At 41.5% G+C, this 13,136-nt stretch carries 14 protein-coding genes; 5 read left to right on the top strand and 9 right to left on the bottom strand.

The window, feature by feature from the left end:
- Nucleotides 1-131 precede the first annotated feature (131 nt).
- A complete protein-coding gene (gene frr, locus FSB76_RS10765; protein ID WP_147060946.1) occupies nt 132-695 on the top strand; it encodes a ribosome recycling factor in 564 nt (187 codons plus the stop codon).
- Between the two features lie 73 nt (nt 696-768).
- Nucleotides 769-2,526, top strand: coding sequence for an ABC transporter ATP-binding protein (locus FSB76_RS10760; RefSeq protein ID WP_147053578.1), 1,758 nt, complete (start codon nt 769-771; stop codon nt 2,524-2,526).
- Nucleotides 2,527-2,631: 105 nt separating this feature from the next.
- Here the strand turns inward: FSB76_RS10760 and FSB76_RS10755 are convergent, their stop codons facing one another.
- The 8 genes from FSB76_RS10755 to FSB76_RS10720 all read right to left on the bottom strand — a co-directional run bounded on the left by FSB76_RS10755 (nt 2,632) and on the right by FSB76_RS10720 (nt 10,041).
- Nucleotides 2,632-3,210 (bottom strand): biliverdin-producing heme oxygenase, encoded by a 579-nt coding sequence (locus tag FSB76_RS10755; RefSeq protein WP_147053577.1) that lies wholly within the window; start codon nt 3,208-3,210, stop codon nt 2,632-2,634.
- Between the two features lie 18 nt (nt 3,211-3,228).
- Nucleotides 3,229-3,567: a response regulator gene (locus tag FSB76_RS10750; protein ID WP_225976535.1), complete on the bottom strand. Its 339-nt coding sequence runs from the start codon at nt 3,565-3,567 to the stop codon at nt 3,229-3,231.
- A gap of 22 nt (nt 3,568-3,589) precedes the next feature.
- Nucleotides 3,590-4,009 carry a response regulator gene (locus FSB76_RS10745; RefSeq protein ID WP_147053575.1) on the bottom strand — a complete coding sequence of 140 codons (420 nt, stop codon included), beginning with the start codon at nt 4,007-4,009 and terminating at the stop codon, nt 3,590-3,592.
- Nucleotides 4,010-4,015: 6 nt separating this feature from the next.
- Nucleotides 4,016-6,235, bottom strand: coding sequence for an ATP-binding protein (locus FSB76_RS10740; RefSeq protein ID WP_147053574.1), 2,220 nt, complete (start codon nt 6,233-6,235; stop codon nt 4,016-4,018).
- Between the two features lie 144 nt (nt 6,236-6,379).
- Nucleotides 6,380-7,105 carry a LytR/AlgR family response regulator transcription factor gene (locus FSB76_RS10735; RefSeq protein ID WP_147053573.1) on the bottom strand — a complete coding sequence of 242 codons (726 nt, stop codon included), beginning with the start codon at nt 7,103-7,105 and terminating at the stop codon, nt 6,380-6,382.
- Between the two features lie 39 nt (nt 7,106-7,144).
- Nucleotides 7,145-7,492 carry a hypothetical protein gene (locus tag FSB76_RS10730; protein ID WP_147053572.1) on the bottom strand — a complete coding sequence of 116 codons (348 nt, stop codon included), beginning with the start codon at nt 7,490-7,492 and terminating at the stop codon, nt 7,145-7,147.
- A gap of 5 nt (nt 7,493-7,497) precedes the next feature.
- Nucleotides 7,498-8,832 (bottom strand): 3-keto-disaccharide hydrolase, encoded by a 1,335-nt coding sequence (locus FSB76_RS32095; RefSeq protein ID WP_158642879.1) that lies wholly within the window; start codon nt 8,830-8,832, stop codon nt 7,498-7,500.
- A 156-nt stretch (nt 8,833-8,988) separates the two neighbouring features.
- On the bottom strand, nt 8,989-10,041 hold the full coding sequence (locus tag FSB76_RS10720; protein ID WP_147053571.1) for a sensor histidine kinase: 1,053 nt from the start codon (nt 10,039-10,041) through the stop codon (nt 8,989-8,991).
- 234 nt (nt 10,042-10,275) lie between these two features.
- On the opposite strand from FSB76_RS10720, the gene FSB76_RS10715 reads away from it, so the two are divergent.
- Genes FSB76_RS10715 through FSB76_RS10705 form a run of 3 tightly spaced genes read left to right on the top strand, consistent with a single transcriptional unit; the run spans nt 10,276 to nt 12,184 of the window.
- Nucleotides 10,276-10,488, top strand: coding sequence for a hypothetical protein (locus FSB76_RS10715; protein ID WP_090641167.1), 213 nt, complete (start codon nt 10,276-10,278; stop codon nt 10,486-10,488).
- Nucleotides 10,482-11,381 carry an ABC transporter ATP-binding protein gene (locus tag FSB76_RS10710; protein ID WP_147053570.1) on the top strand — a complete coding sequence of 300 codons (900 nt, stop codon included), beginning with the start codon at nt 10,482-10,484 and terminating at the stop codon, nt 11,379-11,381. Before FSB76_RS10715 ends, FSB76_RS10710 begins: the two co-directional genes overlap by 7 nt.
- 5 nt (nt 11,382-11,386) lie before the next feature.
- On the top strand, nt 11,387-12,184 hold the full coding sequence (locus FSB76_RS10705) for an ABC transporter permease (RefSeq protein WP_147053569.1): 798 nt from the start codon (nt 11,387-11,389) through the stop codon (nt 12,182-12,184).
- Nucleotides 12,185-12,275: 91 nt separating this feature from the next.
- Here FSB76_RS10705 and FSB76_RS10700 read toward each other — a convergent pair whose 3' ends face one another.
- Complete coding sequence (locus tag FSB76_RS10700) at nt 12,276-13,079, bottom strand: alpha/beta hydrolase (protein WP_147053568.1); 804 nt, start codon at nt 13,077-13,079, stop codon at nt 12,276-12,278.
- Between the last annotated feature and the right edge of the window lie 57 nt (nt 13,080-13,136).

Below are 13,136 nucleotides of genomic sequence, written 5' to 3'. Positions count from 1 at the left end.
TAACATTTATAGCAAAAAACATAGTTGCAAAAATTACGTTAGTTGGCAAACCATTGCATGCATCAAATGATAAAACAGTTGGCCTGCTGTTAAATGGTAGATTTTATTATTTTTGTGAAAAATTTAAACCGATGAGCGAACTCATTAAAAAACAAGTTACTGATGCAAAGGCATCCATGGAAAGGGCCATTGAGCATGCCGATAACGAATTAAATAAAATACGTGCCGGTAAAGCAAGCCCATCAATGCTGGATGACGTTACGGTTGATTATTACGGTACGGCAACTCCTTTAAGCCAGGTTGGTAGCGTAAATACCCCCGATGCCCGCACAATTATTATACAACCCTGGGAAAAATCATTGCTTGCCCCTATAGAAAAAGCAATTATAGCGGCTAACCTTGGTGTTAACCCGCAAAACGATGGTATCATCATCCGCATAAACGTACCGCCGTTAACCGAAGAGCGCCGCCGCGATTTAGTTAAAAAAGCAAAAGGCGAAGCAGAAACCGGTAAAATAGCTATCCGCAACATTCGTAAAGATGCCAACGAGAAGATCAAAAAATTAAAATCGGAAGGCGTATCTGAAGATGAAATAAAAGTAGGCGAGGCCGAAGTTCAAAAACTTACCGATGCTTATATCATCAAAGTTGACCAGCTTTCTGAAGCCAAAGAAAAAGATATCATGACGGTTTAATATTAACCTTATGTCAAATTAAAAGGGAATGAGCTACTTAGCCATTCCCTTTTTTTATTTTTACTGCCGAAACATGAATATATTACTTTCTTACTTGAAAAAACACCGCTGGATAGTGGTGATGGCGCTGTTTCTGGCGGCTATGAATATTGGTTTTTCATTGCTTGACCCGTGGATAACAGGCCGGATAGTTGACCGCGTTATTGAAAAACGAGGCACGCTGCATTATGAGGAGTACCTGCGGCAGGTGTTAATGCTGGTTGGTGCAGCCATTGGCGTAGCCATGGTATCGCGTATTGCAAAAAATTTCCAGGATTACTTTACCAATATTATTACCCAAAAGGTTGGTGCAGCAATGTATGCCGATGGCCTGAAACACTCGTTAGAGCTGCCTTACCAGGTTTTTGAAGATCAGCGTAGCGGCGAAACGCTGGGTATTTTACAAAAGGTACGGTTAGATTGCGAAAAGTTTATTACTTCGTTTATCAGCATATTATTTGTGTCCCTTATCGGGATGGTGTTTGTAATTGTATACTCGGTAAGTGTAAATTACCAGGTAACATTGGTTTATTTTGCTGCTATACCCATTATTACTTTTGTGAGCATGGCCATGAGCCGTAAGATAAAAACCATCCAGAAGAAAATAGTATCTGAAACTACCGCACTGGCCGGATCCACTACCGAATCACTAAGAAATATTGAATTGGTAAAAAGTCTTGGTTTGGCTAAGCAGGAAATAGAAAGGCTAAACAACACCACCTACAAAATACTCGACCTGGAACTAAAGAAAGTAAAATATGTACGCAGCATGAGCTTTGTACAGGGTACTACTGTAAATTTTGTGCGGAGTGTAATGGTGGTTGTACTATTGATGCTGATATTTAAAGGGTCGTTATCGCCGGGACAATACTTTAGCTTCCTGTTTTACTCGTTCTTTTTGTTTAACCCGCTACAGGAGCTTGGCAACGTGATTTTGTCATGGCGCGAGGCCGAGGTTTCGTTAGGGAATTTCAAAGGCATTTTGAGCACCCCTATTGACAAAAAACCCGAGAAACCTGTAATGGTAGATAAAGTAAATACGCTAACCTTCAGCAATGTTACTTTTAAACATTTAACCGCCAACCGCAACGCGCTTAATCATATTAATTTTGAAACCAATACAGGCGAAACCATCGCATTTGTTGGTCCATCGGGCTCGGGTAAAACCACACTGGTAAAACTGTTGGTTGGTTTGTACCAGCCGCTGGAGGGCGATGTTTTATACAATAACATTTTAAGCAAGGAGATTGATCTTGATCAGCTACGCGAAAAAATTGGTTTTGTAACGCAGGATACCCAGTTGTTTTCGGGCACCATCCGCGAGAACTTATTGTTTGTTCGCCCGGATGCTACCGATGAAGAGTGTATGAACGTATTGCAGCGTGCCGCCTGCCAAACCCTGCTGGCGAGGGCCGATAAAGGCCTGAGCACGGTTATTGGCGAGGGTGGGGTAAAAGTATCCGGCGGCGAAAAACAACGCCTCTCGATAGCTCGTGCGCTGTTACGCAAACCCGATATCCTGGTGTTTGATGAGGCTACTTCATCTTTGGATTCTATCACCGAAGAGGAGATTACCGAAACTATACGTAACGTATCTGAAAACGAAAATCATATCACCATACTGATAGCCCACCGTTTATCAACAATCATGCACGCCGATTGTATTTATGTGCTCGAAAAAGGCCGCATCATTGAGTCTGGCCGTCACCTTGATCTGATAAGCCAAAAAGGTTTATACTATGCCATGTGGAGGCAGCAAATAGGCGAAAAAATAACGGCAGAAGTGGAGTAGTGCTAAATGTGCAGATGTTTGGCAACGCCTAAAAAAATGGAGATGCCACGCAACTGGTATAGTTAAACGGGTGTCTTAAACAACCGGGCACCGGCGGATAAAAAGTTATGCCGGCCAGCCCTGCAACGATGCAATATACTCAAACATGCCGATAGCGCTTTTTACAGCCGCCGGGTATTCATTTGCAGGTATAATTGTATCCAAAACCTGTATAAAATGTTTCCAGTTTTCAACCAGCTTATCGCCATAAACCTGGTAATAATGGTAGTTTAACTGATAAGGGGCAAGCTGGGGATTATTTTTTAAACGTTTTACTATCACGTTGCCGCCCAATGTTGCGCCTTCCATCACGTACATGCTGCCCAGTATCGCGGCATCGCTGCTGGTATCTATAAAACTGGTATCAGGTTCGGTTTGCGGGATGGTAATGTGTGCTTCTTCCAAATCCTGTAGTAAAGCGGGCAATTTTATCCGCTCTTCAAAATTTAGCCTCTGGCGCAGGTGAACGCTTAAATGGGTATATAAAGCTTCCTCGATATGGGCGTGCGTGAGATAATTGGTAGTCAGTATTTTTTGATATTCGTCAAAAGTCAGGGTGCCATTCATTATCTGGTCAACAAACATCAGCTGCTCAAGCTGGTTATGCTGTTGCCGGGTTGCTTGTTTTAATGTTTCGTGCAGCATAAAAAAGATAGATTTTTATCAGGCGGCAAAAATTCCGTCGACGCAATCATAAAGTTCATTAAGGGCAAAAGGTTTTGGTAAATACGCGGTTGCGTTAATTTTTTCGGCTATCCGCCTGATATCGTCATGACCTGAAAATAATACATATGGTATATTTCTGTATTCAATTTCCGGTTTTATCTCATTAATGATATCCCCGGCGTTTTTTTGCCCAATGTAGTTATCTAACATGATCAAATCAGGCGAAAAACGGATAACGTTTTCCAGCACATTGTACCCATTCGTTTTTACTTCTACCTCGTACCTGTCAGACAATGCCAGGTCCATGATGATCCCAATATCCGGATCATCCTCTATAACGAGTATTTTTTTTTGTGTCTTAATTGATATTTAAATTTTGGGTGAACCAGAAATTGTAAAGTGACTCCACGCAGGTTACCAGGTTGTTATAGCCTGATGGTTTGCTCAAAAACGCGTTTGCACCAAATTCAAGCGATGCTTTTACATCTTTTGGGTTATCGGATGTAGAGAAAAATACAACCGGTACATATTTTAAAAATGCTATCTCCCTGATGCGTTTAACTAAATCCAGGCCAGACAGGCCTGGTAAATTTAAATCTAATAAAATAAGTTTCGGCTTGGCTTTAGCTTCGGTAAGCAGGCGTAACAATTCAAGTGCGTCTTTACCGTTGCCTATGATCTTAACAGACAGGTCGTCCTTAACCTCCTTTACCGCGTGTTCCATAATGAAGGCAAAGTCTTCATCATCTTCCACGTAAAATATGTCTGGTGAGCTCACAGTTGATTAATTTTTAAAGGATACATAAAATATTGTGCCAACTTCTAATTTACTTTCAAACCAAATACGCGCGTGGTGTTTTTCAATTATTCTTTTAACTATGGCAAGGCCAACTCCGGTCCCTTCAAAGTCAAGCGCGTTATCCATTCGTTTAAACAGTTCAAACACCCGGTTATAATAATTTACATCAATGCCAACGCCATTGTCTGATACGGAATAGGTAACTTCATTGCTGCCAACTTTGCCCTCTATCTTCACTATTGCAGGTTGTGATTTTGATGAGTACTTTACCGCATTGCTTATTAAATTGGTAAACACCTGGCTTATCATCACTACATCGCCATTTATAGGGGGAGTATCACCCATAATAAATTCGAGGTTAGGGGAGTTTATGGCCGATAGCACCTCGCGCTTAATTTCGTTTAGCAGCAAGCTCATATCAATAGGGTTAATTTCAAGGTCGGTACGGCCAACTCTTGAATAATGCAGTATCTCTTTAATCAGCATATGCATTTTATCGGTGCCCTTAATGATCCGTTCAAGCATTTTTTTTGCGCTTTCATCCAGGCTCTTGTTGGTGGCCAGTAAAAGTTCTGAATAGTTTTTGATGGATGACAACGGCGTTCGCAAATCATGTGATATGGTGTAGCTAAATGTATCCAGTTCATCATACGCTACCTGTAGCTTTTCGTTCAGCAACCTTATCTCATTGGCTTTGCGGTTAATAGCGTATATAATATCTTCTCTCACTTTGAGCACAGTGGCCAATTCGTCGTTTTTCCACTTTGCGGATGTGTTCTGAACTATCTGATTCCAGATCTCGAATGATTTGCGGGGCGACAGCTGTAATAATCCGTCTTCGGTTTGCTCAACGGGCTTTTCGGGGTTGCCGGCCCAGTTAATGGAGGTAATTTGCTCGGGCTTAAACCATATAATCATCTCGGCCAGTTCTTTTGATAATACACAGGCAAGTATGCCGCTGGCAACATTGCTGTATTTTTTGGCTGCCGCAAAAATTTCGGGGAAACGATGTGTATAATAAATATTATCAACCATATTCACCTTTAGCCAGCCTGCAATCTCCTTTATCTGGTCATCATCGGGCGTGTTGCCTAAGGTGGTAATCCCGCCGTCAAAAATAAGTGCTACACCGGCAGCCATTGTAACATCCCGGATGGTGGTTTTATTTTTAGTAAGCGCAAAAACAATATCGATATCTTTTTTAATATAATCGGCAATGGTGCTGGCCGCTTCATTAATGGCAGCTACCTGCTCGTTATTTTCTTCGTCCTGCCGGTATTCCAGGGCCGAAGAAAGGATTTGGCCAATCAATTTCGAAGCATCGCGCGCCTTATAGTCAATAAATCGCGGCGAGTAATTGTGGCAGGCTATCAGGCCCCAAAGTTCGCCATGTGCAATCAGCGAAATACTGAAGCTGGAGCCCACGCCCATATTTTTTAAGTACTGAATGTGTATTGGCGATACGGCCCGTAGTACCGAATGTGTTAAATCAAGCGGTACATCGGCCTCCTGGTAGGTAATAATGGGCGAGCTTTCGGCATTTACATCTGCAATAATGCGGGTAAGGTTTAGTTTGTAAAGTTCACGCGCCTGTTTTGGAATGTCTGAGGCAGGGTAATGCAAGCCTAAAAAAGGTTCAAGATCGTCGTTCTTCACTTCGGCAACTACCTCGCCATGGCCATCATCATTAAATTTATAAATCATCACCCTATCGTAGTTAATGATCTTTTTAACTTCAAAAGCTGCCTTTTGTAAAAGTACAATCAGGGTTTTGCCGCTCAATATTTCGGCAACCGAACGGCCGATGGTTTTTTGAACGTCCAGGTCGAGGTCCGAATCTGTAGTTTCAAACTCCATAATCAACTCTGTTTTAGAGCGGCCGATAATGACGTTATACCCCTTACCTTTTGTATGGATGGTTAGGGGGTTGATGATCTCGTCGGATTTACTGTTTTTAGCCAGGTTTAAAATTTGGGTAAGCTGGGCGTTATCTGCCGATAATTCCAGGTAAGGTTCCAGCTCAGTAATGTGCTTCCCTAACATGTGCTGCGGTACAACATCGGCGTATTGTTCAATATTTGTGCTGATGTAGCTGATAACATATGTACTGGCGTTAACAGCTACCAAAAAACCATGCGACTGTATTTTTCCGGGGATATGTATGGGTTCTCTGTCGCAATTGGTTAAATCAACCTGAAAATTCATATTTAACTTAGATAAATGATAATAGTAGATCGGGTTAAAATACGAAAAAATATAGTTGAAGGAAATTAATTAATTAGATAAGTAATTAAGTTTCGAAGCCTGTAGCGCTCAGTGCGTGCTGTTTTTTCCGGATAGCCAGGATGCTTAAACGTTTTTATCGTCGATGATTTTAAAAAACTCATCACGGTAAGTATCGCCCACCGGGATAATTTTGTCACCTATCTGGATACGGCTGCGCTCAATGCTGTCAATTTTGTTAAGCGCTACAATGTATGATTTATGTACCCTTACAAAATGCCTTTCGGGCAGGGCATCTTCCATTTTTTTCATGCCCTGCAGGGTAATAATACGCTCGGCAGGGGTAAAAATGGAGATGTAATCTTTTAACCCCTCGATAAACAAAATATCGTGCAGGTAAACCTTTTGAATTTTATGCTCGGTTTTTACAAAGATAAAATCTGTCGAAAAATCATCCTGCTGCGCGGGCTCGGCCTGGATAACCGTTTTGGTAACGGGCTGTATGATACTTTGCGCTTTTTGTACCGATTTAAAAAACCTGTCAAAAGCTATCGGCTTAAGCAGGTAATCAACCACATCCAGCTCATAACCTTCCAGCGCGTACTGGGGGTAGGCTGTGGTGAGGATTACTTTGGCTTTGCCATTGGCTATTTTTAAAAACTGGATGCCGGTAAGTTCGGGCATTTGTACATCTAAAAATACCAGGTCGACATTGCCTGCCTGTACCAGTGTTAGGGCTTCAATGGGATTGGTTGTGGCTTTCACCAATTGCAAAAAAGGCATTTTGGATATATAATCTTCCAAAATATGCAGCGCTAAAGGCTCATCATCAACTACCAGGCATCTGATCATGCTGTAAAAATAAGAGTTAAATGGTTTATTAATTAAATTTTATGCTAATGATTGTCCACAACGCATTGTTCCAATTTTGTTAAACTCAATTACTTGTATAAACGCTGCGTCCCATATTGTAAAGTTGTGAATAAATAACAGGCTTAAAATATCTTCCTCAATAGTATACTTTGTTACTGGCCTCGATCCATTGCGCGTAGTGACAACATAAAGTGTTTCTTCACTGAAGTGAGCGTTAATAGCGTCAATAACAAGATTTCTATTAATATTGGCAAACTCTCCCAAATAAAGCCATTCGCTATCTGCTGTATATTTAGTCCAGGTGATTTTGTTTTTTTTGGAGTCTGCCACGGCGTATATTAAGTGAGGATCGGTAATGCTTTTCATATTCATCATAGCGGCGTTAACTCTACCGATTTGTAAAATAGCTCGGCGCCTTCCGATTGCAGTAATATCCTGCCTTCGGCTACCGAACCTGTACCCCAGTTTACCAGGTGCCCGTTTACATAATGTTCAATTTGGTTGCCGTTGCAAATAATCTCCAGCGTATTCCACTCGCCCCGCGGCTTTTCAAAATTCGCCGTACGGAAAATGTGCTTTTGGTCCCAGGCAAACTCCCATTTATTGGGCGAATCTACATTGGTATGTTTTACGCACCAAAAATCGCCGCAATCCTGCTCCTGTATCTGAAACTCTATTGATTTTGGCCAAACAGTATCCTTTTCCATCAACCCAAAATGATACAAAATGCCCGCATCCCTTTTACCTGTTTGGCGCGGAAAATATTGTTTGCTGCCCCATTTAAATACCACTTTAAGGTAATAATTGGAGTATGATTTAAGCGTACTCATATAGCCAAAGTATTTACCCATTACATGCACCGCGCCATTTTCTACAATGAAATTGTTATATATATCGTTGTTTTTGCCCAGCGTATCTAAAAATGTATACCAACCCGTTTTATCCTTGCCGTTAAAAAGCTTTTGAACGTTGATTTCCCTGATCCAGATATTGCGGAACGATACCGGGAACTCGTGTTCCTGCAGTAATAAAGGCTGTGCAAAGTTGTGCCTGGTGTATTTAGGCTGGCCAACATGTGCCACCGTGCCTTTTATGGCTACATGGTTTTGCACCAGCACGCCATTGTGTAAAGCCGTGATGTACGCAGGTGTTTTAAGCGAGCTATCTAAATTAAAACGCGGGGCTGTGTATATGATGTCATACTTTTGCCACTCGCCGGGTTTAAGGGAAGCGTTTACCAAAGGCACGTGCTGTTTGTAAACAGAGCCCGCCTGCCCGTTGGAGTAGGTTCGGTTTTTATAACTATCCAGTATCTGCAGCTCGTAACGGCTTTGCATTATTACACCACTGTTGCCGCGCTCCTGGCCTTCGCCTTTTACAATAGCCGGTGTGCGCCATTCAATGTGCAGCTGGCAATCGGCAAAGTTTCTTTTGGTGATAATGGAGCCGCTGCCGGGTTTTATGGTGAGGATACCGTTTTTAATTGTCCAGCCCGGGGGCATTCCTTTTTGATCTGTCCATTCGTCCAGGTTTTTTCCATCAAACAAAATAATAGCGTCTGATGGCGCTTTATTGCCCGCACCCGGTTGTACTACGGCTGGTTCCGGGTCCCAAACTTCGGTGAGTTTTGGATCGTTTTGTGCCGAGGCGCTGTACCCGCATACGGCCAATAACAGCATTAATAAAGTGGTTTTTAACTGGTTCATGGTTTGTGTATTTATTGCACACTAATTATCACGAATTAAATCTAATAACACGGATTTTTGAAAAAACACCAAGTCACACGCACTTTCGGAATGTGTTTTTTAATTTCTCTCCACCCCGATTTGTGAAATTCACCTCAATTAGTGATAATTCGTGTGTTATAAAATTATCGATAATTCACAAGTATAGGTATCTTCTGTATCCCTGATATTTAAAGTATACTTACCGGGGTATAAAAGATTAAGCCGCCGTTGCACATTGGTTAACCCTATGCCGCCAATGGCATCGCGGTTGTGGGTATGTTTTTTATTTTGGATGTAAAAGTGCAGCTTGCATTCATCAACATTAATGAGCAATTTAATTGGCGTCATCACATCATTGGCCACGCCATGCTTAAAAGCATTTTCTATAAAGGCTATTAATAATAAGGGGACAATTTGCTGATTGGTTACATTACCCATTACCTTAAAATCAATAAATGCCTTATTGCCGAAGCGGATTTTTTGCAAATCGATGTAGTTATGCAGGTATTGAAGCTCTTTGCTTAAATCAACCCGGTTGTCGTTACACTCATAAAGCATGTAACGCATAATTTCAGATAGCTTGAGGATAGCCTCGGGCGTGGTATCTGACTTTTGATAGGCCAGGGAGTAAATACTGTTAAGCGAGTTGAATAAAAAATGTGGGTTTATCTGCGATTTTAAAAAAGCCAGTTCGGCAGTCAGGCGTTGGTTTTCAAGATCGTGCTGAATGCGTTCGTTCAGGAACCAATCGGTAGTGAATTTAAGCACGGTACTTAAAAAAATAAAAATCAGGCTGGTAAAAACGGTGTTGAAAAAGTAAGCGGCAAAGCTTATTTGCTGCCCCTTGTTGTGTATCAGTATCACATCTTTAAACAGCAAACCTACGCCATATTTAATAACGCCAAAAACTATAATGGTAATTAAAGCCACACAGGCATAAGCCCAGTACCGTTTTTTATCGAGGAAGCGCGGAATATATACCAGGAAATTAATGTAAAACAAGCCGATATTGATTACCGGGAATACCAGGAATATGATAACCAATTGCCTTGGCGTAATGTGATCGTTCATCCGGGCCAGGAAAATGAACAGCGAGATCATCCCCAGCCAAAAAAGTAAATGCCAGAAAATATGCCAGGCTGTTTTTAAACCGCGTGTTTGATTATCCGGAGAAATAGTGTTTTGCATGTACCGTTTTATCCCTTAATAAAAAGGTTTAATCTGATGTAATTTAGTATTTTGATTGTTATACGGGTGTTTATTTATATATAATAATTCAATTTGTCGATGAACTGGCTTTTATAATCGATGAACTGGTAAAAATGTTTAAAAAGGCGTTCATCTATAAACTCCGTGTGTTGGTCTAATACTTTTTAGCAGGTGGTAAATTAAGTATTTCTTTGTTCTATCAAATCACTCGCAATGAAAACGCTTATCAAAAATTCTAATCCTTTTATCATGTTGTTGATACCGGTAATGTTTGCCCTTATTTTAGGTGTAAGCTACCAGTTTGAGCAAAAAAAGGAATCAGCAGTAATGGGTACATCAGCTGTACACGCTACTTCGTTGTTTTACAAAGGTATTACCCTTGTTAAAACTGTTTGCTCAGTTGCCAAAAGCAACAATGTATGGTAATTAGTACCGAAGGGTTATCCTTCAACTTCGGTAACCAGCAAGTGGTTAAATCACTTGCGCTGCAGGTACCCGAAGGAAGCATATATGGTTTTCTTGGCCCAAACGGCGCCGGGAAAACCACTACTATCAAACTCCTGTTAAACCTGCTCAAAATTCAAATCGGCAGCATCCGGATATTTGAACAGGACATTCAACATCATCGCACTCAAATATTATCGCAAATAGGTTCGCTTATTGAGCAGCCTGCCATATACCAGCACCTTACCGGTAAAGAGAATTTATTAAACAGGGCCTTGTTACTACAGGTACCTGTAAAACGCGTTGACGAAATGCTGGCGCTTGTGCAGCTTACCAATGCAGCCCATAAAAAAGCCGGACAATACTCACTGGGGATGAAACAGCGCCTGGGCATTGCGCTTGCCCTGCTTGCCGATCCCAAACTTTTAATTTTGGACGAACCTACCAATGGTCTTGATCCTAACGGCATCATCGAAGTTCGGGAATTGCTGATTAAGCTTGTTAGCCAGTATAAAAAAACAGTATTTATATCAAGCCACTTACTTGCCGAGGTTGAACGTATGGCCACGCACGTGGGTATCATTAACCATGGCGAGTTGCTGTTTCAGGGTAGCATCGGCGAGTTACAGGCCCTGAGCCAGCCCCTGGTATGCATCGAAACAGATAATACGGTTGATGCCGCTAACCTGCTTACCCGTAACGGTTATTCTGTTAGCGATGTTACCGATAATTACCTGTATGTACCCTACATCAGCAAACAAAAAACTGCCGATATTAACGCGCTGTTGCACGGTAGCGGCCATGCCATATTCAGTATAGGCAAACAGCAAAAAGATTTGGAACGCCTGTTTTTAGATATTACCCAAAAAGCCTGAGCCCCATGAAAGGATTTATACTATCGTTCCGGTCGGAATTTTACAAAAGCCGTAAAACGCTGGGTTTTTGGGCAGCCATCATACTACCGCTGTTTATTTGTACCCTCCTTTTTGTGGGCTTTTACCTTAAGGCCGAAAAGCTTACGGGTACACCACCCATAATGCTGTGGCTGCAATTTGCCGGCGCCATATTAGGCGTAATGGGGTCATTACTGCTGCCCATGTTTATTATTTTTATAGCTTACTCGGTAAATAGTATCGAGCACAAGGCTGATACCTGGAAAAGCCTGTTTAGCCTGCCAATTTCGCGCTGGGCAGTATATGGGGCCAAATATACATATGCGATATTCCTGGTGTTTTTAACGCTTGCGCTGTTTGTACTGTTTACCATAGGGTTTGGTAATTTACTAAGCATTGTAAAGCCCGAGCTTAGGTTTGATAATTACCACATGGAAAAAGAGCTGGCGCAGATATATTTTAAATTATTTTTATCATCGCTGGGTATCTTGTCCATCCAGTTCCTGCTCAGTTTACTTTGGGCCGATTTTTTAAAACCAATGGGTATCGGCTTTGTATGTACTATAACGGGGGTTATCCTGGCCTCAAAAAACTGGGAGTATTGTTATCTTTTTCCTTATTCGCACCCCATGGAAGCCATAACTACCATGATGCATCGTGGAGAGGGGGCGCCAAAAGGTATTGAAATAGATGTGTTTACAAAAGATGTTTTTGTAAGTATGGCAATAGCCGCAGTTGTATTTATTGCAGGATACTTTATTGTGCAGAAGAAAAGCGTTAAGTAGGGCACGATTTACAGGATTTTGTTTTTTTTGCCGGATAAGAATAAGAAGACTTTGAATATTTATATAGACGTGTAGCACACGTCTTTTTTATTTAAAGCATCTTTTTTAACCAGGCCTGGTAGTCGGTATTATCATCTAAACCATTATGATGCTGGCCTTTCAGGATGATGAGTTTGTCACCGGGCTTAAAGTGTTTCTGGAGTCGCCGGGACGAAGAGAGGTTGATCAACTCATCTGCATCACCGTGAAAAATGACAATAGGAGAAGATGTATGCTGAAGATACTCATAAGTTTGGAGTGGGTATTTTAAAATAAAAGAGGGCAAAAATGGATACAGGGTTTTCGCCTCATCAGCCAGGCTATAATAAGGAGCAAGCAGGATGAGCTTTTGCGGATGATTTTGTGATGCCAGCCAGGCCGCCGGGCCAGTGCCAATAGAATAGCCGAGTATGACAATTTGATTTTCGGGGTATAATGTTTTGGCATGTTGGTATGCCATTTTTACAGCGTCAAGAAGTTGCTGTTGCGATTTGATATGACCGGTGCTTTTTCCGTATCCCGGATAATCAGGCATAAATACATCATACCCTACGTTATTGTAATTACCTGCAACTGTATGCCAGCTATCAATTGTACCACCATTGCCATGCAGGTAAAAAACAAGCCCTTTTGATTTTGGGGTAATAAATAGAACGCCGTTTAATGTATTGCCATCGGCAGTTTTTATATTGTATTCTTTATAAGCCGAGCTAAAATTATACTGGTATCCGGCAGGATACCCCGTCCCCTGGAAGATCAAATTATCCTGTGAAAAGTAAAAGAAACAGCAAATGGCCAGGTAAATGCCCATAAAAATGCCTATAAGCCAAAGTGTTACTTTTAAAATGATGTTCATGATTTGTTTAAAGATACCAGTTCCAGTTAAACACGGCAATCAAAAGAATAAAGGAAA

It is taken from the genome of Mucilaginibacter ginsenosidivorax (assembly GCF_007971525.1).
Taxonomy (GTDB): domain Bacteria; phylum Bacteroidota; class Bacteroidia; order Sphingobacteriales; family Sphingobacteriaceae; genus Mucilaginibacter; species Mucilaginibacter ginsenosidivorax.
This window is presented reverse-complemented; position numbering and strand designations above follow the sequence as displayed.

Coding starts and splice junctions, on each gene's coding strand:
- FSB76_RS10700 (WP_147053568.1), bottom strand. CDS start 13,079: ATGAACATCATTTTAAAAGTAACACTTTGGCTTATAGGCATTTTTATG.
- FSB76_RS10720 (WP_147053571.1), bottom strand. CDS start 10,041: ATGCAAAACACTATTTCTCCGGATAATCAAACACGCGGTTTAAAAACA.
- frr (WP_147060946.1), top strand. CDS start 132: ATGAGCGAACTCATTAAAAAACAAGTTACTGATGCAAAGGCATCCATG.
- FSB76_RS10715 (WP_090641167.1), top strand. CDS start 10,276: ATGAAAACGCTTATCAAAAATTCTAATCCTTTTATCATGTTGTTGATA.
- FSB76_RS10705 (WP_147053569.1), top strand. CDS start 11,387: ATGAAAGGATTTATACTATCGTTCCGGTCGGAATTTTACAAAAGCCGT.
- FSB76_RS10760 (WP_147053578.1), top strand. CDS start 769: ATGAATATATTACTTTCTTACTTGAAAAAACACCGCTGGATAGTGGTG.
- FSB76_RS32095 (WP_158642879.1), bottom strand. CDS start 8,832: ATGAACCAGTTAAAAACCACTTTATTAATGCTGTTATTGGCCGTATGC.
- FSB76_RS10755 (WP_147053577.1), bottom strand. CDS start 3,210: ATGCTGCACGAAACATTAAAACAAGCAACCCGGCAACAGCATAACCAG.
- FSB76_RS10740 (WP_147053574.1), bottom strand. CDS start 6,235: ATGAATTTTCAGGTTGATTTAACCAATTGCGACAGAGAACCCATACAT.
- FSB76_RS10730 (WP_147053572.1), bottom strand. CDS start 7,492: ATGAAAAGCATTACCGATCCTCACTTAATATACGCCGTGGCAGACTCC.
- FSB76_RS10735 (WP_147053573.1), bottom strand. CDS start 7,105: ATGATCAGATGCCTGGTAGTTGATGATGAGCCTTTAGCGCTGCATATT.
- FSB76_RS10710 (WP_147053570.1), top strand. CDS start 10,482: ATGGTAATTAGTACCGAAGGGTTATCCTTCAACTTCGGTAACCAGCAA.